This is a genomic window from Pseudomonas silensiensis (genome assembly GCF_050434865.1).
Taxonomy (GTDB): domain Bacteria; phylum Pseudomonadota; class Gammaproteobacteria; order Pseudomonadales; family Pseudomonadaceae; genus Aquipseudomonas; species Aquipseudomonas fluorescens_W.
The window spans coordinates 373,553-394,015 of sequence record NZ_JBNDJH010000003.1 but is presented as its reverse complement, the minus strand read 5'-3'; the positions used below and the strand labels follow the sequence as shown (position 1 = coordinate 394,015).

The window sequence follows — 20,463 nt, the reverse complement described above, 5'->3', positions numbered from 1 at the left end:
ACAAGTTCCCCAAGAGCCACAAAAGAAGGTAGGACACCGTGAACCCGGTAATCAAAAAATTCCAGTTCGGTCAGTCGACCGTTACCCTCGAGACTGGCCGTATCGCCCGTCAGGCCTCCGGCGCAGTATTGGTCACCGTTGACGACGACGTCAGCGTGTTGGTGACTGTGGTCGGCGCCAAGCAAGCCGATCCAGGCAAGGGCTTCTTCCCTCTGTCTGTTCACTACCAGGAAAAAACTTACGCTGCCGGTAAGATCCCTGGCGGTTTCTTCAAGCGTGAAGGCCGTCCTTCCGAGAAAGAAACCCTGACTTCCCGACTGATCGACCGTCCGATCCGTCCGCTGTTCCCAGAAGGCTTCATGAACGAAGTGCAGGTTGTCTGCACCGTCGTTTCCACCAGCAAGAAGACCGATCCGGACATCGCTGCGATGATCGGTACCTCGGCTGCGCTGGCCATCTCCGGCATTCCTTTCGATGGCCCGATCGGCGCTGCCCGCGTTGCGTTCCACGAAAGCACCGGCTATCTGCTGAACCCGACTTACGAACAACTGAAAGCTTCGAGCCTGGACATGGTCGTTGCCGGTACTTCGGAAGCCGTGTTGATGGTCGAATCGGAAGCCAAAGAGCTGACCGAAGACCAGATGCTGGGCGCGGTACTGTTTGCTCACGACGAGTTCCAGGTTGTGATCAACGCCGTTAAAGAACTGGCCGCTGAAGCTGCCAAGCCGACCTGGACCTGGGCTCCACAGCCAGAAGCCACTGCTCTGCTGGGCGCTATCCGTGCCGAGTTCGGCGACGCGATCTCCCAGGCTTACACCATCACCATCAAGGCCGACCGTTACGCTCGTCTGGGTGAGCTGAAAGACCAGGTCGTTGCCAAGCTGTCCGGTGAAGAAGGTCAGCCTTCCTCCAGCGAAGTCAAAGCGGCTTTCGGCGAAATCGAATACCGCACCGTTCGCGAAAACATCGTAAACGGCAAGCCACGTATCGACGGTCGCGACACCAAGACCGTACGTCCGTTGAACATCGAAGTCGGTGTTCTGCCAAAGACCCACGGTTCGGCTCTGTTCACCCGTGGCGAAACTCAGGCTCTGGTTGTTGCAACGCTGGGTACTGCCCGTGACGCACAGCTGCTGGACACCCTGGAAGGCGAGAAAAAAGACCCGTTCATGCTGCACTACAACTTCCCTCCGTTCTCGGTAGGTGAGTGTGGTCGCATGGGTGGTGCTGGTCGTCGCGAAATCGGTCACGGCCGTCTGGCCCGTCGTTCGGTTCAGGCCATGCTGCCTGCTGCCGACGTGTTCCCGTACACCATCCGTGTGGTATCGGAAATCACCGAGTCCAACGGTTCGAGCTCCATGGCTTCGGTCTGCGGCGCTTCCCTGGCTCTGATGGATGCCGGCGTTCCGATGAAGGCACCGGTTGCCGGTATCGCCATGGGTCTGGTTAAAGAAGGCGAGAAGTTCGCCGTCCTGACCGACATCCTGGGTGACGAAGACCACCTGGGCGACATGGACTTCAAAGTAGCCGGTACCGCCAAAGGTGTTACCGCGCTGCAGATGGACATCAAGATCAAAGGCATCACCGAAGAAATCATGGAGATCGCTCTGGGCCAAGCCCTGGAAGCGCGCCTGAACATCCTCGGTCAGATGAACCAGATCATTGGCCAGTCGCGTACCGAACTGTCGGAAAACGCTCCGACCATGATCGCGATGAAAATCGACACCGACAAAATCCGTGATGTCATCGGTAAAGGCGGCGCGACCATTCGTGCGATCTGTGAAGAGACCAAGGCTTCGATCGACATCGAAGACGACGGCTCGATCAAGATCTTCGGCGAAACCAAGGAAGCGGCTGAAGCAGCACGTCAGCGCGTTCTGGGCATCACCGCTGAAGCTGAAATCGGCAAGATCTACGTCGGTAAGGTTGAACGCATCGTCGACTTCGGCGCATTCGTCAACATCCTGCCTGGCAAGGACGGTCTGGTTCACATCTCGATGCTGAGCGACGCTCGCGTAGAGAAAGTGACCGACATCCTGAAAGAAGGCCAGGAAGTGGAAGTACTGGTACTGGACGTGGACAACCGCGGCCGTATCAAGCTGTCCATCAAAGACGTAGCAGCAGCCAAGGCTTCGGGCGTTTAATCACTCCCCACGCCTGACCGCTTCAACGTTATAAAAAATGCCCCGCAGTGCAAGCTGCGGGGCATTTTTTTGCCTGCAAAAAAATGAGACGAGTCATGAAGTTGCCTGACCCCAAAGTCAGTGCTAGGTTTAGCCCACTGCCCGTGTAGCTCAGTTGGTAGAGCAGCGCACTCGTAACGCGAAGGTCGCAGGTTCGATTCCTGTCTCGGGCACGAGCGACACGTTGTTTTCAGATGATCCCGAATGGTTCTGAAGGCCAGACAAACCGGGCTTCAAACGGTTTTTTGCGTCAGAGAGATCCTTGATGATCCAGATCCATCTTCCATTCCCCAGATCAAAGAGAACGCCATGACCGTTAAAGAATTGACCCAAGAAGCCAGACACGCAGAAGCGCTGAAGAAGTACTTGCTGGAATCGCCCCAGCTAGCCGAAGAGATCAAGGACTTGCCCGCCGACGATCAGAAAGACCAGATCCAGTGGGCGTTCGAAGACGAAGCAGAGTCTCAGGGCTTACAGCCATGGGAGCTGACGCTCAAGTACACCTCAACCCCTGAAGAGTTCGAGGCTGCGCGCCTTGTTCTGCACAAGGAGGCGGCCGAGGTGTTGGGTGTCGAGTGGGAAGAGTACTGCGAGATGAATAATCTGGTGGTCTGATAAAAACGCCAGCCTCACGAGGCTGGCGTTTTTCATTCACGCAGGCGTTATCAAAGGCTCAGACGCATCGACAGATCGACAGCCTTCACATCCTTGGTCATCGCACCAATCGAGATGTAATCCACCCCGGTCTCGGCGATAGGCAGCAGCGTGCTTTCGTTGATGCCGCCGCTAGCCTCCAGTTTCGCCTTGCCTGCGTTCAGACGCACGGCTTCGCGCATGTCATCCAGACTCAACTCATCGAGCATGATGATGTCGGCACCGGCCGCCAGGGCTTCCTTCAGCTCGTCCAGGCTTTCCACTTCGATCTCCACCGGTTTCCCCGGGGCAATCTTGTGCGCGGCTTTGATGGCCTCCGGGATGCCACCGCAGGCGGCAATATGGTTTTCCTTGATCAGGAAGGCGTCGTACAGGCCGATGCGGTGGTTGTGGCAACCGCCGCAGGTCACGGCGTACTTCTGCGCCAGACGCAGCCCCGGTAAGGTTTTACGGGTGTCGAGCAACTTCACCTGGGTCTCGGCGACAAAATCCGCCAGGTATTGCGCGCGAGTGGCCACACCCGAAAGCAGTTGCAGGAAGTTCAGTGCGCTGCGTTCGCCCGTCAGTAGCGAGCGCGCCGGGCCTTCGAGGTGGAACAGCACCTGATTGGGTTTCACCCGCTCGCCATCGGACACCTGCCAGTGCACAGCAACTCGTGGGTCCAGCTGCCGAAACACAGTATCAACCCAGGCTGTGCCGCAGATGACGGCAGCGTCGCGGGTGATGATCGTGGCTTTGGCCAGGCGTTCGGCCGGGATCAGCTGTGCGGTGATGTCGCCGCTGCCGATGTCTTCGAGCAACGCACGGCGCACGTTGGCTTCGATTTCGGCGGTCAAATCGGCGAGACGTAGATTCGGCATAACGGACTCCACAAACAAAGTGGCCCGATTATAGGGCCATGGCGCTGGGCAACCCAAGGCATCAGAGGCGTTCCCATCGCTCTGAAACCTGCATTTGGTCGATTCGCCTGAGCAATCGGCCCTAAGTCTGCGTCTGCCATAAGCGTCTATTTCAATGGGAAACGCAGAGTCTGCTGGTAGAGGGGGCATCTTTTGCAAGATAATCCGCCTTGCTTTTGACGTCATGGCTTTGACGTAGATTTGAATGGACGACTTCGAAGACTCACCGTTTCAGGAGGCCTGAATGCACAACGACGGGAATGTAGTGCCTTTGCACAAGGTCGCTACCGACCAGGCGACTCCCTCGCCGCTCGCCCGCCTGCCTGTGATTCTGCTTCAGGTTCGCGACAAGGCCGCCCAACAGCTCAGGCATGGTTTGCAGGAGCTGTTCGATAACGCCGACGACACGCTGTTCGAAATGGCCGACCGGGCCCGCAATGACGTCGAACAGAACCTCTTCTTCGAAGCCATGCGTGACTTGCGCCTCAAGCGCAAAAATATCGAGCGCGGCTTTCTCGAACAATTCTTCGAGGCTTTTGTCAGCCTTACCCAGTACGACACCACTCAATCTGCCTTGCCCCAGGCGTTGGCCTTCGACGCTTCGGTGGCGCTGCCCAATGACGACATGGAGCGCAGCGTGGCAGTGGAAGCGATGGTCGGCAAAGTGCTGAACCGCGACGGCTTCGCCCTGGACCAACTGACCACCCGACTCAGCGCACTGCTGGGCAGGGAACTGCTCGATCGGCACAATCCCATGGGGCCGGCGATGCTCTGCGAGTACTTTATGCAGGCCGGGCGCAACCTGGGGGTGGAAATCAAGGTCAAGCTGATCATCCTCAAACTGTTCGAACGCTATGTACTCAGGGATGCCAATCAGCTGTACGCCGAAGCCAATCAGTTGCTGGCCGCCACCGGTGTTCTGCCTGATCTCAAGCCCGCCCCTGCGCGTCGGGTCACGGATCGTGTTGCTGCCGGCGTCGGTACTGAACCCGCACAGGCCAGCACTCGCGTCGGTGGCCCGCCGACCGACGACAGCGTGCAGGAAGTCTTCGCGGCGTTGCAGGAGTTGCTGTTTCATGTGCGTGGCAGTGTCGCGCCAACGCTCGAAGCCAGTGCCCAGACCCAGCCGATTTCCACCCGTGACCTCATGCGCCTGCTCTCGCACTTGCAGCAATACGTGCCGGCGCCGGCAGCCCAGGACGACTTCGATCTGCGAAACCAGCTCGAACAGCTGCTGACCCGGGTCAGCGTTAAAAGTGGCAAGTCACGCGTGGTCGGGGTGGCTGACGAAGACGTGATCAACCTGATCGCCATGCTCTTCGAATGCATCCTCGATGACCGCAACTTGCCGGACTCGCTCAAGGCGTTGATCGGCCGCCTGCAGATCCCGATGCTGAAAGTGGCGGTGCTCGACAAGAGCTTCTTCAGCCGCAGCAGTCACCCGGCCCGGCGTTTGCTCAATGAAATCGCCACCGCAGCCATGGGCTGGGGTGAGTGCGATGATCATGAGCGCGACAGCCTGTATCTGCGCATCGAGCAAGTGGTGCAACGGTTGCTGAATGATTTTGTCGATGATCCGGCGGTCTTTTCCGAATTGCTCGCGGATTTTCTCGCCTTCACCAGCGACGAGCGCCGTCGCAGTGATCTGCTGGAACAACGTACCCGTGACGCCGAAGAAGGCCGCGCCAGGACTGAACTGGCCCGTCAGCGCGTTGAGCAGGTGCTGAATCAGGCCTTGTTGGGCAAAGTATTGCCGCAGCGAGTGGTGGTGTTTGTCCAGGAAGCCTGGAGCCAGGTGTTGCTGCTGACCTGTCTCAAGCACGGCGATCAGTCGGCCGAGTGGCACGCCGATGTGCAGTCCATGGAGCAATTGATCTGGAGCGTGCAGCGTCATGATGAACCCGGTGCGAGCCTGCGTTTGTTGGCGCTGGTGCCAGGGTTACTCAAGTCGTTGCGCGACGGGCTGAGCAGTTCGGCCTTCGATCCGTTCGCCACCAGCGAATTTTTCAGTGAGCTGGAAGCCTTGCACGTTCAACTGTTCGAACGTCCTGGGCAAACGCTTGAGCCGTCTGTCAAAACACCGGTAATGGTCGAAGTGCGGCAGCAAGTCGTCCTGCGAACCGCGGACGAAGGGCCAGTCGATACGGCTTCAGTGCGCTTGCCGGAGGACGATGCCGGTCTGCTTCAGGTCGATCAACTGCGGTTGGGGGGCTGGGTCGAGTTTCAGGAAGATGAGGAAAACACCCTTCGCTGCAAGCTGGCGGCGATCATTGAAGCCACCGGCAAGTATATTTTCGTCAATCGCACCGGGATGAAAGTGCTGGAGCGCAGCCGCATCGGCCTGGCGCTGGAATTCCGTCGTGGCGCGGTGCGCGCGCTGGATGACACCTTGCTGTTCGACCGGGCGCTGGAATCGGTGATCGGCAACCTGCGGCGCCTTAATCGCGGCAAGTGATCGCGCCCCGAGGGTCTATCGCGGCATACTGGGCGCCTACACAGTCGTCGTTGAAGGAACCTTTATGCAGTTGGACCCCGCGAGCGGTTGGTGTCAGGGCGTAGATATTTGCCCCTCGCCCAACTTCAATGCGCGCCCCTCGGGCGAAATTTCCCTGCTGGTGATCCACAACATCAGCCTGCCGCCAGCGCAGTTCGCTACCGGCAAGGTGCAGGAATTTTTCCAGAATCGTCTGGATGTCACGGAGCATCCCTACTTTGAAGGGATCGCCGACCTGCGTGTGTCTGCGCATTTTCTGATCGAACGTGACGGCACCGTCACTCAGTTTGTCTCTTGTCTTGAGCGTGCCTGGCATGCCGGCGTCTCGAGTTTTGAAGGTCGGGAAACCTGTAACGATTTTTCCGTGGGCATCGAACTTGAAGGCACGGATGATCTGCCGTTCACCGACGCTCAGTATCAAGCGTTGACGACCTTGACCCGGCAGCTGCAAAGCGCCTTCACGGCCATTACCGCACAGCGCATCTGCGGGCATAGCGACATCGCTCCCGGGCGTAAAACCGATCCGGGGCCGGCGTTCGACTGGGCACGCTATCGAGCGGCCCTGGCAAAAGCTGCTCTGGAAAGTAAGGAGTAACAATGAGTTTTCTGGTGTTGCTGTTGGCGGTCTGGATCGAGAAGTTCTCGGCCCTGCGTCATCGGATTCAGCGCGATGGTGGATGGGTTCGCGAGCTGAACAAGCTTGAGGTCAATCCGCGTCTGGCGAAAAGTCCGTGGCTGATCTTGGTCGTACTGGTGTTGTTGCCAGTGGCACTGCTGGGTTTGCTGCTGTTGGTACTGGACCCGGTGGCTTACGGTCTGCTGGCCTTGCCGGTGCACCTGCTGGTGGTGATTTACAGTCTCGGTCGCGGTGATCTGCTGGCCGGTCTCGGGCCGTTTCGCGATGCCTGGCGCCGGGAAGACCTGCAAGCGGCCGCTCATGTGGCGAACCGCGACCTGGGTATCTGCGCCGATAGTGGCGAACAATTGCTGGAACGGGTCGAAGGGCATCTGCTGTGGGAGGCTTATCAGAGCTTTTTCGCAGTGATTTTCTGGTACTTCCTGCTGGGCCCGGTCGCCGCCCTGAGCTATCGCCTGCTGGCCCTGGCCGAAGAACACGGGCAGAACCCGGCCGTGGTCGAGCGCGCGGCAAAACTACGTCATGCGTTCGATTGGCTGCCGGTGCGTTTGTTGGCGGCGAGTTTTGCGTTGGTCGGCAACTTTGTCGCGGTCAGCCGAGTGATGTTGCACGAACTGCTGAACTGGAACATCAGCGCCGCCCAATTGATCGAGAAGGTCGGGCTGGTGGCCGGTGAAATCCCGGCACCGGTGGTCGGGCCAGACGGCATCAACAGCCTCGACCGGATCTGGGAACTGTTGCTGCGCGCGGCGGTGCTCTGGTACGCCGGTTTTGCGTTGTGGACCGTCCTTCCGTAAGCACACTGACCCCCTGTAGCAGCCTGACGCAGGCTGCGCCAGCTGCTACCGGTCCGCGTGTATCCTGCCGTTAACCTTAAGTTACAAAACCTCCCGCCGATTTGAGCTATACAGAGACAGCGCCGAATAGTGGCTATCTGCTCTCGACCCGCGCCTGCCAATAAAAATAAGAAATCAAAGGGAGACTTCCAGTGAAGAGCTTGCTCTATCCCGCCGTCGCGCTGATGAATCGCCTGAGCTTTGGCATGAAGTTCAGTCTGATCAGCGTGCTGTTCCTTGTGCCGATGCTGGTGACTAACTTCTATCTGGTACGCGATTCCTATCGCGAATTCCAGGGCACCCGAGTCGAACTGCAAAGCCTCGACCTGCTGGGCAGTAGCCTGGCGTTACGGCGCGATCTGGAAACCCTGAACAACCTTGTGCAGATCAACGTCACCCTCGGTCAGTCCGGCAAGGCCGGCAATGTCGAGTCGCAGATCAGTACCTTGGGGCAAAGTGTGCTGACCCGTTTGCAAGGGCTGTCGGCGATGAGCGCTGACCCCGAGCAAATCATGGTTTTCGATGGCAAACGCGATGAAATGATCGCCGCGTTCAAGGCCCAGCAAGCGGAAAATTCCCTGCAAAGCAAAAGCGCGATGATCGGCAAGTTGCTCGGCAACGCGCAAATTTTCAGCCAGATTATCGCCAGTCAGGCCGGCCTCAGCCGCGACACCCAGAGCGACATGCGCCAGCTGAGCGAACTCATTACCAATGTCACCCCGCCTGTGACTCAGCTTCTGGGTGAAGGTCGGGCAATGGGCTCTTTTTCGCTGGGGCAGGGCTTTCTCAACTCGGCATCGAGTACCCGTTTTGATGAGTTGCTGGCGCAGATCGAAAAACTGCACGCCGAATATGCCCTGAAGTTGCAAGACGCGCTGGGCTCCAGCAAAGCGGCACGTGAAACCCTGGCCACTCAGGCCGATAGCAGCAAGGCATCGTTGAAAAAGGCCAGTGAACTGTTCGAAGAGCAGGTGGTGATGGCCGACACGCTCGATGCGCCGTGGCAGGGCTTTTACGATCAGGTCACGGGCCTGATGGACCAGACGTACCAACTCAACGAAGCCACGCTGAAGTTTCTTGGCACCCAGCTGCAACAGCGACTGGAGCAGAACCGCACCCACATGGTCTTGCAGGCCGTGGCGTTGTCGGTGGTGTTTGTGCTGATTTTTTACCTCTACGGCGGCTTCTACGCCTCGACCCGCACCACCCTCAAGCGTCTTGGCGCGGTGATGGACAAGGTTGCGGCCGGCGACATGACGGTGACCTTCAGCGCCAATAGCCGCGATGAACTGGGTGAGTTGGGTGAGGTGTTCAACGGCACCGTGAAGAAAATCCATGACCTGATCGAGCGGGTCGGCCAGACCGTCAGTGAGGTCGAGCGCCAGGCCGGGCAGGTGGAAAACGTTTCCGCCCAGAGCAACCAGGCGGTGGCGGGGCAGCGCACGCAGATCGAACAGGTCGCCACGGCCATGAACCAGATGTCGGCCACTTCACTTGAGGTTGCGCGCAGTGCCGCGGCAGCGGTCAGCAGCGCCCATAGCGTCAACGACGAGACCATCAGCGGTCGCGGGCTGGTGGAATCCCAGCAAGGCAGCATCGCAGCCCTTGCCAGTGAGATCGATCAGTCGGTGCTGGTGATCAATCAACTGGCCAGCGACAGCCAGTCCATCAGCCGCGTGCTGGAGGTGATCAAGAGCATCGCCGAACAGACCAATCTCTTGGCCCTCAACGCGGCCATCGAAGCCGCTCGGGCCGGTGAGCAGGGGCGTGGTTTTGCGGTGGTGGCGGACGAGGTCCGGACACTGGCCAAGCGCACCCAGCAATCGACCGAGGAAATCGAGCAGATGATCGCCAAGCTGCACAGCGGTGTCGGCGCTGCGGTGAAGGCGATGGGGACCAGTCATCAGATGGCCAGCGGCACGGTGGGGCAGTCGGAAAAGGTTCAGCAAGCGCTGGAAAACATCCTCGGTGCCGTCGGCATGATCGTCGATCAGAACCAGCAAATTGCCGCCGCGGTAGAGCAGCAGACCGCCGTGGCCCATGACATCGACCAGAATATTGTCGAAATCAACCGCGCCGGTGAGCGTACCGCCGAAGGTGCACACCAGACCGAGGACGCCAGTCGTGCGTTGTCGGCTCAGGTGGTGGAACTCAAACAACTGATCAGCGCCTTCCGGGTCTGAAACCACACCCGACGCACCTGTGGGAGCGAGCCTGCTCGCGCCCACAGGTTTTTATGCTCCGTCTGTAGTACTTATTCCCTTTGTTTGTGGCATCTTTCCGGTTTTCCTCCGTCGTCTGATTTTTGGTCTTTAATGATGGAAGATCAATCACTTGGACCTGCCCTGAGGAGGCTCGGTTATGTCTGCTGCAACGATTGGAATCCAGGGGCACTGCGCTCATTGCGGGAGCACACTCCAGCTCAAACCCTGGCAACTCAACGCAATCGCGATCAATGAAGCGTTCGCTTGTTCCCACTGCCAGAAAGCTTTGCAACTCAACGATCCGAAACAGATCAAGCGCTTCAAGTCCCTCGACTCCCTGGCATTGCTGCGGGCGAGCACGTTGGTCATGGTTTGCACCGCGTTGCTGGTGGCGTTGGTGTTGGAGTGGATCGGGATGTTCAGCGTCGTGGAGCAGCTGAATTTTTCGCTGTTGGCGATTTTCGTCTATTTCGCCGTCATGCGGTTTGCCCGGCACCGGCAACACATGACGCTGACGCTGGAAGCCGCCAAGGCTCACGCCGACTGATCACCAGTTGAACAGCTCACAAGCATTGGCAGTGCTGGCGGCGGCCAATTGCTCGGGGCTGATCGCCATGATCCCGGCCAGTGCCGAGCAGATCGCCGGCAGATGGGCCGGGCTGTTGCGTTGGCCGGGGAACATGGCGGGCGCCATGTCCGGGGAATCGGTTTCCAGTACCACCGATTCAAGCGGCAATTCGGCAAGCACGCGATGCATGCGTAACGCCTGAGGCCAGGTCGCGGCACCGCCCAGGCCTAATTTGAAACCGAGTTTGATGTATTCGCGGGCTTCTTCTTTGCTGCCGGCGAAGGCATGAATGATCCCCGCGCGTTTCAAGCGAAACCGTTTAAGCGTGGCGATCACCGCCGCGTGGCTACGTCGCACATGAATCAGCGCGGGAAGATTGAAGTCCGCCGCCAGTTGCAGTTGCTCGTCGAACAATACCTGTTGGCGTTCGCGGTCCAGGGTTTCGATAAAGTAATCCAGACCGATCTCGCCCACCGCGCACAACTGCCGATGACCCGCCAGCCGGGTCAGCCAATCACCCAGTTCGTGTAAATCTTCAGGGCGATGATCATCCAGATACACCGGGTGCAGACCGAATGCCGCATGCAGGTCGGGATCGCTTTGCACCAGATCCCAGACGCGCTGCCAATTGCCCCGATAAACCCCCAGCACCACCATCCGCCGCACTCCGAGGGCGCGGCTCTCGGCCAACAACGCCGTGCGATCCTCGTCGAAGTCCGGAAAATCCAGATGAGTATGGCTGTCGATCAGCTCCACGGTTCAGTCCTGGCGAATACGCTGCTTGAAGGTCCGCGCGATGGCCTGCACGCCGGGTCGGTAATCCGATTGCTCGATGGCGGCCAGGGCCAGTTCCAGCGCTTTGTCGGCGATAAGCTGATGCTGCTGGGCCATGGCGTTGACCGGCAGCGGCAGGAAATCCAGCAGCTGCGTGTCGCCGAATGTGCCGAGGCGCAGCGGGCGGGTTTTGAGCGGGAAGTCGTGCAAGGCATCAAATACGCCCTGAAGCAGCACGTAGGACGTGGTTACCAGCGCATCCGGCAAATGGCCCAGACGCTGTAGCAGTTCTTCCATCAACTGTTTGCCGCATTCACGGCTGAACGACTCACCGTGTTCGATCAGCACTTCGCCTTTGAACCCGTCCAACGCCTCTTTGAAACCACCCGCCCGTTCCTGGCTGATGCTCAGTTCGGGGCGTGCGCCGATCAGTGCGATCTGCTTGGGCAACGGGTCCAGTAGACTGCGGGTCAGTTGCAGGCTGGCCTCGCGGTCATCACTGATCACCGAACAGAAGTGCTCAGGCTCCATGACCCGGTCGATCGCGATGATCGGAATGCCTTTGGCCTGCAATTGGCGATAGCTGTCATCGCCGGCCGGCAGGCAACTGGCAACGATCAACGCATCGCAGCGCCGGGCCCGGAACAGTTTCAGCAATTGCCGTTCGCTGTCCGGCGCATCGTCGGAGCTGGCGATCAGCAACTGATAGCCGCGAGCGCGGGCACCTTGTTCCAACAGTTTTGCGATTCGCGCGTAACTGGGGTTTTCCAGGTCCGGCAGAATGAAACCCAAGGTACGGGTATGCCGGCTGCGCAGCCCGGCAGCCTGGGGGTTGGGCGTAAAGCCATGTTGTTCGACGACTGCGCGCACGCGCTCGACGGTGGCACTGCTGATACGTTGTTGTTCTGCCTTGCCATTGATGACATAGCTGGCGGTGGTAACGGACACACCGGCCAACTGGGCGATATCACTGAGTTTCAACCCGGGTTTTCCTTGTTTTTTCGAGCTTGCCCGACATTTTCGCCAATCCTACCCGATTCAGGCAGACGACCATCGTCGTGACGCATCCGACAATTGGGCTTCAAGGATGAGACATTATCGAGTAACGTGCCAATCATTCTAGATTAAACGTTTCAGCAGGCGTATTTTCTACGTTATAGGCTCCTTTGACGGTTCTGCCGCGAAACCGCCAAAAGTTGTGATTAAGGGCCTAAGCTGAATCATTCAAAACAATACCTGGCGTCAACAGACGCCAAAAAGGAGAAAGCATGCTCGAGCTCACCATAGAGCAGATATCCATGGGCCAATCGGCTGTGGATAAGTCCGCAGCGCTGCAACTGCTGGCCCAGCATTTGGTCGCCGATGGCCTGGTGGCCGAGGGTTATCTCGCCGGGTTGCAGGCGCGCGAAGCCCAGGGCTCGACCTTTCTCGGTCAAGGTATTGCCATCCCCCACGGTACGCCGGAAACCCGCGATCTGGTGTTTTCCACCGGCGTGCGGCTGATGCAGTTCCCCGAAGGCGTGGACTGGGGCGACGGTCAGATCGTCTACCTGGCGATTGGTATTGCGGCCAAATCCGACGAACACCTGCGCCTGTTGCAACTGCTGACCCGTGCCCTCGGCGAAACTGACCTCGGCCAGGCCCTGCGTCGCGCCGGTTCCGCCGAAGCCTTGCTGAAACTGCTGCAAGGCGCGCCGCAAGAATTGGCGCTGGATGCACAGATGATCGGCCTCGGTGTGTCCGCCGATGACTTCGAAGAGCTGGTCTGGCGCGGTGCGCGTTTGCTGCGTCAGGCTGACTGCGTGAGCAACGGTTTCTCTGCCGTGTTGCAACAAGTCGATGCGCTGCCGCTGGGCGATGGCCTGTGGTGGTTGCACAGCGAGCAAACGGTCAAGCGCCCGGGCCTGGCCTTCGTCACGCCGGACAAACCCATGCGCTACCTCGGCCAGCCGCTCAGCGGTCTGTTCTGCCTGGCCAGCCTCGGTGAAGCCCATCAGGCCTTGCTCGAACGCCTTTGTGCGTTGCTGATCGAAGGTCGCGGCCACGAATTGGGCCGCGCCACCAGCAGCCGCAAAGTCCTCGAAGTCCTGGGCGGTGAGCTGCCGGCGGATTGGCCCAGCGCTCGCATCGCGCTGGCCAACGCCCACGGCTTGCACGCGCGTCCGGCGAAGATCCTCGCGCAACTGGCGAAAAGTTTTGAAGGTGAAATCCGCGTACGCATCGTCGATGGCCAGGACAGCGCGGTGTCGGTGAAGAGTTTGAGCAAACTGCTCAGCCTCGGCGCCCGTCGCGGTCAGGTGTTGGAATTTGTCGCCGAACCGAGCATCGCCGCCGATGCCTTGCCCGCCTTGCTGGCCGCCATCGAAGAAGGCCTCGGTGAAGAAGTCGAGCCGCTGCCAGCCGTGAGCCAACAGCGTGAAGTGATCGCCGATGTGGCCGAGGTCATCCTCGCGCCAGCCTCCGGCAGTCTGGTTCAGGCCATCGCCGCCGCACCGGGCATCGCCATCGGCCCGGCGCACATTCAAGTGCTACAAACCATTGAATACCCGCTGCGCGGTGAGTCTGCCGCGATCGAGCGTGAGCGCCTCCAACAGGCGTTGGCGGATGTGCGTCGCGACATCGAAGGCCTGATCGAACGCAGTAAGTCCAAGGCCATTCGCGAGATTTTCATCACCCACCAGGAAATGCTCGACGACCCGGAATTGACCGATGAAGTCGACACCCGTCTCAAGCAAGGCGAAAGCGCCGAAGCGGCGTGGATGGCGGTGATTGAAGCGGCGGCCAAACAACAGGAATCGCTGCAGGACGCCTTGCTCGCCGAGCGTGCCGCCGACTTGCGTGATATCGGCCGTCGAGTGCTGGCGCAACTGAGTGGCGTCGAATCCCCGAGCGAGCCGGAGCAACCGTACATTCTGGTGATGGATGAAGTCGGTCCGTCCGACGTCGCCCGCCTTGATCCGGCGCGTGTCGCCGGCATCCTCACCGCCCGTGGCGGCGCCACCGCTCACAGTGCGATTGTCGCCCGAGCCCTTGGAATTCCAGCGCTGGTCGGCGCCGGCCCGGCCGTGTTGCTGCTGGCGCCGGGCACGCCGTTGCTGATTGATGGTCAGCGTGGCCGCCTGCACGTGGACGCCGACGCGGCGACCTTGCAGCGCGCCACCGAAGAGCGCGACACCCGCGAGCAGCGTCTGAAAGCGGCCGCCGAACAACGTCATCAACCGGCACTGACCACTGACGGCCATGCGGTCGAAGTGTTCGCCAACATCGGCGAAAGCGCCGGCGTGACCAGCGCGGTGGAGCAGGGCGCCGAAGGCATTGGCCTGCTGCGCACCGAACTGATTTTCATGGCTCACTCGCAAGCGCCGGACGAGGCGACCCAGGAAGTCGAATACCGTCGCGTTCTCGATGGTCTGGCCGGTCGGCCGCTGGTGGTGCGCACTCTCGATGTCGGTGGCGACAAACCGCTGCCGTATTGGCCGATCGCCAAAGAAGAAAACCCGTTCCTCGGCGTGCGCGGTATTCGCCTGACCCTGCAACGTCCGCACATCATGGAAGCGCAATTGCGCGCGTTGCTCCGTGCGGCGGACAACCGTCCATTGCGGATCATGTTCCCCATGGTCGGCAGCGTCGACGAGTGGCGCCAGGCGCGGGACATGACCGAACGTCTGCGTCTGGAAATTCCGGTTGCCGACCTGCAACTGGGGATCATGATTGAAGTGCCGTCGGCTGCATTGCTGGCGCCGGTGCTGGCCAAAGAGGTTGACTTCTTCAGCGTCGGCACCAATGACCTGACCCAATACACCCTGGCCATCGACCGTGGTCATCCAACCTTGTCGGCCCAGGCGGACGGCTTGCACCCGGCGGTGCTGCAACTGATCGACATCACCGTGCGTGCGGCGCACGCCCACGGCAAGTGGGTGGGCGTGTGCGGTGAGTTGGCGGCCGATCCGCTGGCGGTGCCGGTGCTGGTCGGTCTGGGTGTGGATGAGCTCAGTGTGTCGGGTCGCAGTATTGCCGAGGTCAAGGCGCGGGTTCGCGAACTCAGCCTGGCGCAGACCAAAATCCTTGCCCAACAGGCCCTGGCCGTGGGCAGCGCAAACGAAGTGCGCGCATTAGTGGAGGCCCTGTAATGGCCAAGATCCTGACCCTGACCCTCAACCCGGCGCTGGACCTCACGGTCCAGTTGCCGCTGCTTACCCCCGGCCAAGTCAACCGTAGCGACGAGATGCACACGCATGCCGCCGGTAAAGGCGTGAACGTGGCACAGGTGCTGGTGGACCTCGGGCATCAGCTCACAGTCAGCGGTTTCCTCGGGGAGGACAACCTCCAAGCGTTCGAAACCCTGTTCGCCAAACGCGGGTTTGTCGACGCGTTCATCCGTGTTCCGGGTGAGACGCGCAGCAATATCAAACTGGCGGAAAGCAACGGGCGCATCACCGACATCAACGGTCCCGGACCCTTGGTGAGTGAAGCCGCGCAGCAGGCATTGCTTGATCGACTTGATCAAATCGCTCCCGGTCATGACGCGGTCGTCGTTGCCGGCAGCCTGCCCCAAGGCATCAGTCCTCAGTGGTTGCAGGCGTTGATTGTGCGTTTGAAAAATCTCGGTTTGAACGTGGCGCTGGACAGCAGTGGCGAAGCCCTGCGGGCCGCGCTCAATGCCGGCCCGTGGCTGATCAAGCCGAATACCGAAGAGCTGGCCGAGGTGCTGGGCTGCGAGGTGGTTTCGGTGGCTGCGCAAGCGCAAGCCGCGAGCCGCTTGCACGCTAAGGGCATCGAGCACGTGGTGATCTCCGACGGTGCTGACGGTGTGAACTGGTTCAGTGTCGGCTCGGCGATGCATGCCACGCCGCCCAAGGTCAATGTTGTCAGCACGGTGGGCGCAGGCGATTCATTACTGGCCGGCATGCTCCACGGTTTGCTCAGCGCCGACACACCTGAACAGACCCTGCGCACCGCCACGGCGATTGCTGCGATGGCGGTCACCCAGATCGGTTTTGGTATTGGCGACGCCACGCAGTTGGCGCGGCTCGAACAGGGTGTGCGCGTACGCCCCCTGACAGAACAATAAGAGGGTTTGTCATGAAGTTAGCCATTGTTACGGCCTGCCCGAACGGCATGGTCACCAGTGTGCTGTGCGCCCGCTTGCTTGATGCAGCGGCCCAGCGTCAGGGCTGGAGCACCAGTGTCGAAGTCAACGATCCCGCGCACCCGGAACGCCAATTGTCAGCGGCCACGATCGAGGCGGCCGAGTGGGTTTTGCTGGTGACCAGCGCGCCTGTGGATATGTCGCGATTCGTCGGCAAGCGGGTGTTCCAGAGCACCCCGGCGCAAGCCCTGCAAGATGTTGAAGCGGTGCTGCGTCGTGGTGCTGAAGAGGCCCAGGTTTACGTCGCCCCGCAAGCCGTGGCCGAGCCTGCCGCCCTCGTAAAAAACGCCCCGCGCCTGGTCGCGATTACCGCGTGTCCGACCGGTGTGGCTCATACCTTCATGGCCGCAGAGGCGTTGCAGCAAGCGGCCAAGCGTCTGGGTTACGACCTGCAAGTGGAAACCCAGGGCTCGGTCGGTGCGCGCAATCCGTTGAGTGCAGCGGCGATTGCCAATGCGGACGTGGTGCTGCTGGCCTGCGATATCGAAGTCGCCACCGATCGTTTCGCCGGCAAGAAGATTTACCGTTGCGGCACCGGCATCGCCCTCAAGCAAGCCGAAGCGACGCTGAACAAAGCGTTGGCCGAAGGCACGCAGGAAACCGCTTCGAGCGGTGCCAAAGGCCCGGCCAAGCAAGAGAAAACCGGTGTCTACAAACACCTGCTGACGGGCGTGTCGTTCATGCTGCCGATGGTGGTAGCGGGCGGTCTGATGATCGCCTTGTCGTTTGTGTTCGGCATTACGGCGTTCAAGGAGCCGGGCACATTGGCGGCGGCGCTGATGCAGATCGGCGGCGAGACTGCGTTCAAGTTGATGGTGCCACTGCTGGCGGGTTACATCGCCTACTCGATCGCCGACCGTCCGGGCCTGGCGCCGGGGATGATTGGCGGTCTGCTGGCAAGTACTTTGGGGGCCGGTTTTATCGGCGGGATCATTGCCGGTTTCATCGCCGGTTACGCGGCGCAGGCGATCAACCGTTATGCGCGCTTGCCACAAAGTCTTGAGGCGCTGAAACCGATCCTGATCATCCCGTTGCTGGCGAGTCTGTTCACCGGTCTGGTAATGATCTACGTGGTCGGCAAACCGGTGGCCGGGATGCTCGAAGGGCTCACGCACTTCCTCGACAGCATGGGTACCACCAACGCGATTCTGCTCGGTGTGTTGCTGGGCGGGATGATGTGCGTCGACCTTGGCGGGCCGATCAACAAAGCCGCGTATGCGTTCTCGGTGGGGCTGCTGGCGTCGCAAAGCTATGCACCGATGGCCGCGACCATGGCGGCCGGCATGGTGCCGCCGATTGGCCTGGGCATCGCTACGTTTATTGCGCGGCGCAAGTTCGCCCAGACCGAACGCGAGGCTGGTAAAGCGGCGTTGGTCTTGGGGTTGTGCTTCATCTCCGAAGGTGCGATTCCGTTTGCCGCGAAAGACCCGCTGCGGGTGATCCCGGCGAGCATTGCCGGTGGTGCGCTGACCGGTGCGTTGTCGATGTATTTCGGCTGCAAACTGATGGCGCCGCACGGCGGATTGTTCGTGCTGGCGATCCCGAATGCGATCAACCATGCGCTGTTGTACCTGCTGGCGATTGTGGCCGGGAGTCTGCTGACGGCGGTGGCGTATGCGGTGCTCAAGCGGCCGGAGACGGTGGAGTTGGCACTGGAACCCGCCAACGCCTGACACCCAACCTGTGTGGGAGCGCATTTTCACATCAGCGTCATGCGTACATGCTTAAGTTTTCCTTTTCAGGGAGAACACCATGAGCGAATTCGACCTCGGCCGCCGTCGTGTCATACAAGCCGTCGGTGCCGGGCTGTTGTTGCCAGGCCTGGCGCCGGCGGTGATTGCTTCGGTCAAGGATCGTCCGCAACTCACCGATGGCGTGCAGTCCGGCGACGTACTGGGCGACCGGGCGATGATCTGGAGTCGTTGTGATCGCCCGGCGCGCATGGTGGTGGAGTGGGACACCCGCAGTCTGTTCACCAACCCCCGTCGTTTTGTCTCGCCATTGGCCGACTCCACTACCGATTTCACTACCCGCGTCGAACTCACTGGCCTGCCCGCCGACCAGGCGATTTTCTACCGCGTGCTCTTCGAAGACGCCCAGAGCGGTGTCGCCAGCGAACCCTGGTTTGGCCATCTGCGCAGCGTGCCGCAAACCCGTCGTGACATCCGTTTCGTCTGGAGCGGCGACATCGCCGGCCAGGGCTTCGGCATCAACCCGGACATCGGCGGCATGCGCATCTACGATGCCATGCGTTTGCGCCTGCCAGACTTCTTTATCCACAGCGGCGACACCATCTACGCCGACGGTCCCATACCTGCGCAGCTCACCACAGAGAGCGGCCGCGTGTGGCGAAACATCACCACTGAAGCCAAGAGCAAAGTCGCCGAAACCCTCGACGACTATCGCGGCAATTACCGCTACAACCTGATGGACGAAAACATCCGCCGCTTCAACGCCGAGGTCCCGCAGATCTGGCAATGGGACGATCATGAAGTGGTGAACAACTGGTCGCCGGGCAAGCAGTTGGATGATCGCTACAAGAGCAAAGATATCCACAGCCTGGTCGGTCGCGCGCGTCAGGCCTGGCTTGAATACGCACCGATGCGGTTGCAGAGCGCCGATGACGGCGGGCGGATTTATCGCAAGCTCGGTTATGGGCCATTGCTTGATGTGTTCGTGCTCGACATGCGCAGCTATCGCGGGGCCAATGATGCCAACCTGGGTGCCGCTAAACCGTTCCTCGGACGTGAACAGCTGGACTGGCTCAAGCGTGAATTGAAGGCCTCCAATGCCCAGTGGAAAGTCATTGCTGCTGATATGCCGATCGGCCTCGGCGTATCGGATGGTGAAGTCAGCCCCGGTGTGGCGCGCTGGGAAGCCGTGGCCAATGGTGATCCGGGACCGGCCCAGGGGCGTGAACTGGAAATCGCCGAATTGTTGGGTTTTCTGCGGGCGCAGCAGGTGCGCAATTTCGTCTGGCTGACGGCGGATGTGCATTACTGCGCCGCGCACCATTACCACCCGGACCGTGCGGCGTTTCAGGATTTCGAACCCTTCTGGGAGTTTGTCGCCGGACCTTTGAATGCGGGGAGCTTCGGGCCTGATGTGCTGGATAAAACCTTTGGCCCGGACGTGGTGTTCGAGAAAGCACCGCCGGCACAGAACACCTCACCGTTTGCCGGGTTTCAGTTTTTTGGTGAGGTGAATATTGATGGGCAGACGGGGGAGATGAGTGTGGTGTTGCGGGATCTGGATGGGGTTGGGGTGTTTGAGCAGAAGTTGCAGCCAGTCTGATAGATCCACCCCTCACCCCAGCCCTCTCCCCAGAGGGGAGAGGGAGCCGATCGAAGTGTCTCCCGTAATCCATCGACCTGAAAAATCGAGTCGATTGTGGATTCGGCACAGCACTTTCAGGTCGCAGAAACTCTAAAGAAACCCACGGTCAGTCCCCTCTCCCTCCGGGAGAGGGTTAGGGTGAGGGGGCGATGTTCGATTCGCCGCAAACCTCAGGATTTGCTCAAGCACGTCACTCATCCTCTCAATGACCTCCAGATTGCTAAACCGCACAACCTCAATACCTTGCTGCTGAAGGTAAAGCGTTCGACGCTGGTCATGTATTTTTGCCGCCGTCTCGTAATGCTGACCACCATCGAGTTCGATGGCCAACTTCAGTTCCACGCAATAAAAATCCAGGATGTACGGCGGGCATGGAAACTGCCGACGAAACTTCAGATTGGCGATTTGCCGAGAACGGAGTTTTTGCCAGAGGAGCAGTTCGCAGTCGGTTTGGTGGGTGCGCAGATGGCGGGCGAATTGGCGTTGGTTGGAGGAGGGGCGGGTGGGCATGCTTCACGTCCGTGTGAAGGGGGATGGAGGTTTAACTGTAGTCGAGGTTTTGTCGTTTGCTTGTAGAACCACCCCTCTCCCCACGGGGGAGAGGGGGAAAGGGAGCCGATCTTCATCGTATCCAAACCTGAGTTCGACTCGATTTTTCAGGTCGATGTAACTCTAAGAACAACTCGGTCAGTCCCCTCTCCCTCTGGGAGAGGGCTAGGGTGAGGGAGG

Annotated in this window: 15 protein-coding genes and 1 tRNA gene; 12 read left to right on the top strand and 4 right to left on the bottom strand. The window is 60.0% G+C overall.

What is annotated here, in order from left to right; genetic code table 11:
- Nucleotides 1-38: 38 nt before the first annotated feature.
- The 3 genes from pnp (at nucleotide 39) to QF010_RS06405 (ending at nucleotide 2,798) form a co-directional block, all read left to right on the top strand.
- A complete protein-coding gene (gene pnp / locus QF010_RS06415; protein ID WP_008024453.1) occupies nucleotides 39-2,144 on the top strand; it encodes a polyribonucleotide nucleotidyltransferase in 2,106 nt (701 codons plus the stop codon).
- Between the two features lie 139 nt (nucleotides 2,145-2,283).
- Nucleotides 2,284-2,356, top strand: a tRNA-Thr gene (locus QF010_RS06410).
- Nucleotides 2,357-2,492: 136 nt separating this feature from the next.
- Entirely contained in the window at nucleotides 2,493-2,798 is a 306-nt protein-coding gene (locus QF010_RS06405; RefSeq protein WP_046046051.1) for a DUF6388 family protein, read from the top strand.
- A gap of 50 nt (nucleotides 2,799-2,848) precedes the next feature.
- On the opposite strand, the gene nadC is transcribed toward QF010_RS06405, so the two are convergent.
- A complete protein-coding gene (nadC, locus tag QF010_RS06400; RefSeq protein ID WP_429511115.1) occupies nucleotides 2,849-3,697 on the bottom strand; it encodes a carboxylating nicotinate-nucleotide diphosphorylase in 849 nt (282 codons plus the stop codon).
- A gap of 283 nt (nucleotides 3,698-3,980) precedes the next feature.
- On the opposite strand from nadC, the gene QF010_RS06395 reads away from it, so the two are divergent.
- From QF010_RS06395 to QF010_RS06375, 5 genes are all read left to right on the top strand, one after another.
- Nucleotides 3,981-6,191, top strand: a complete 2,211-nt coding sequence (locus QF010_RS06395) for a DUF1631 domain-containing protein (RefSeq protein WP_429532623.1) — start codon at nucleotides 3,981-3,983, stop codon at nucleotides 6,189-6,191.
- Nucleotides 6,192-6,255: 64 nt separating this feature from the next.
- Entirely contained in the window at nucleotides 6,256-6,825 is a 570-nt protein-coding gene (ampD, locus tag QF010_RS06390) for a 1,6-anhydro-N-acetylmuramyl-L-alanine amidase AmpD (RefSeq protein WP_033058110.1), read from the top strand.
- Between the two features lie 2 nt (nucleotides 6,826-6,827).
- On the top strand, nucleotides 6,828-7,664 hold the full coding sequence (gene ampE / locus QF010_RS06385; protein WP_033058108.1) for a regulatory signaling modulator protein AmpE: 837 nt from the start codon (nucleotides 6,828-6,830) through the stop codon (nucleotides 7,662-7,664).
- A gap of 191 nt (nucleotides 7,665-7,855) precedes the next feature.
- Nucleotides 7,856-9,886: a methyl-accepting chemotaxis protein gene (locus tag QF010_RS06380; RefSeq protein WP_429532622.1), complete on the top strand. Its 2,031-nt coding sequence runs from the start codon at nucleotides 7,856-7,858 to the stop codon at nucleotides 9,884-9,886.
- A 178-nt stretch (nucleotides 9,887-10,064) separates the two neighbouring features.
- Nucleotides 10,065-10,454 carry a hypothetical protein gene (locus QF010_RS06375; RefSeq protein ID WP_033058105.1) on the top strand — a complete coding sequence of 130 codons (390 nt, stop codon included), beginning with the start codon at nucleotides 10,065-10,067 and terminating at the stop codon, nucleotides 10,452-10,454.
- On the opposite strand, the gene QF010_RS06370 is transcribed toward QF010_RS06375, so the two are convergent.
- Together QF010_RS06370 and cra are read right to left on the bottom strand one after the other, a co-directional pair.
- The gene (locus QF010_RS06370; RefSeq protein ID WP_429532621.1) at nucleotides 10,455-11,231 is read right to left on the bottom strand and encodes a TatD family hydrolase; all 777 of its coding nucleotides are present in this window, start codon (nucleotides 11,229-11,231) and stop codon (nucleotides 10,455-10,457) included.
- Between the two features lie 3 nt (nucleotides 11,232-11,234).
- On the bottom strand, nucleotides 11,235-12,230 hold the full coding sequence (cra, locus tag QF010_RS06365; RefSeq protein WP_056742871.1) for a catabolite repressor/activator: 996 nt from the start codon (nucleotides 12,228-12,230) through the stop codon (nucleotides 11,235-11,237).
- Nucleotides 12,231-12,517: 287 nt separating this feature from the next.
- Between cra and ptsP the strand changes: the two genes are divergently transcribed.
- From ptsP to QF010_RS06345, 4 genes are all read left to right on the top strand, one after another.
- A complete protein-coding gene (gene ptsP, locus QF010_RS06360) occupies nucleotides 12,518-15,379 on the top strand; it encodes a phosphoenolpyruvate--protein phosphotransferase (protein WP_429532620.1) in 2,862 nt (953 codons plus the stop codon).
- Nucleotides 15,379-16,320 (top strand): 1-phosphofructokinase, encoded by a 942-nt coding sequence (gene pfkB, locus QF010_RS06355; protein WP_429532619.1) that lies wholly within the window; start codon nucleotides 15,379-15,381, stop codon nucleotides 16,318-16,320. The genes ptsP and pfkB overlap by 1 nt, the downstream gene beginning before the upstream one ends.
- An 11-nt stretch (nucleotides 16,321-16,331) precedes the next feature.
- Nucleotides 16,332-18,071, top strand: a complete 1,740-nt coding sequence (locus QF010_RS06350; RefSeq protein ID WP_429532618.1) for a PTS fructose-like transporter subunit IIB — start codon at nucleotides 16,332-16,334, stop codon at nucleotides 18,069-18,071.
- A gap of 79 nt (nucleotides 18,072-18,150) precedes the next feature.
- Entirely contained in the window at nucleotides 18,151-19,692 is a 1,542-nt protein-coding gene (locus tag QF010_RS06345) for an alkaline phosphatase D family protein (RefSeq protein WP_429532617.1), read from the top strand.
- A 132-nt stretch (nucleotides 19,693-19,824) separates the two neighbouring features.
- Here the strand turns inward: QF010_RS06345 and QF010_RS06340 are convergent, their stop codons facing one another.
- On the bottom strand, nucleotides 19,825-20,244 hold the full coding sequence (locus QF010_RS06340; RefSeq protein ID WP_033058094.1) for an endonuclease domain-containing protein: 420 nt from the start codon (nucleotides 20,242-20,244) through the stop codon (nucleotides 19,825-19,827).
- Nucleotides 20,245-20,463 lie beyond the last annotated feature (219 nt).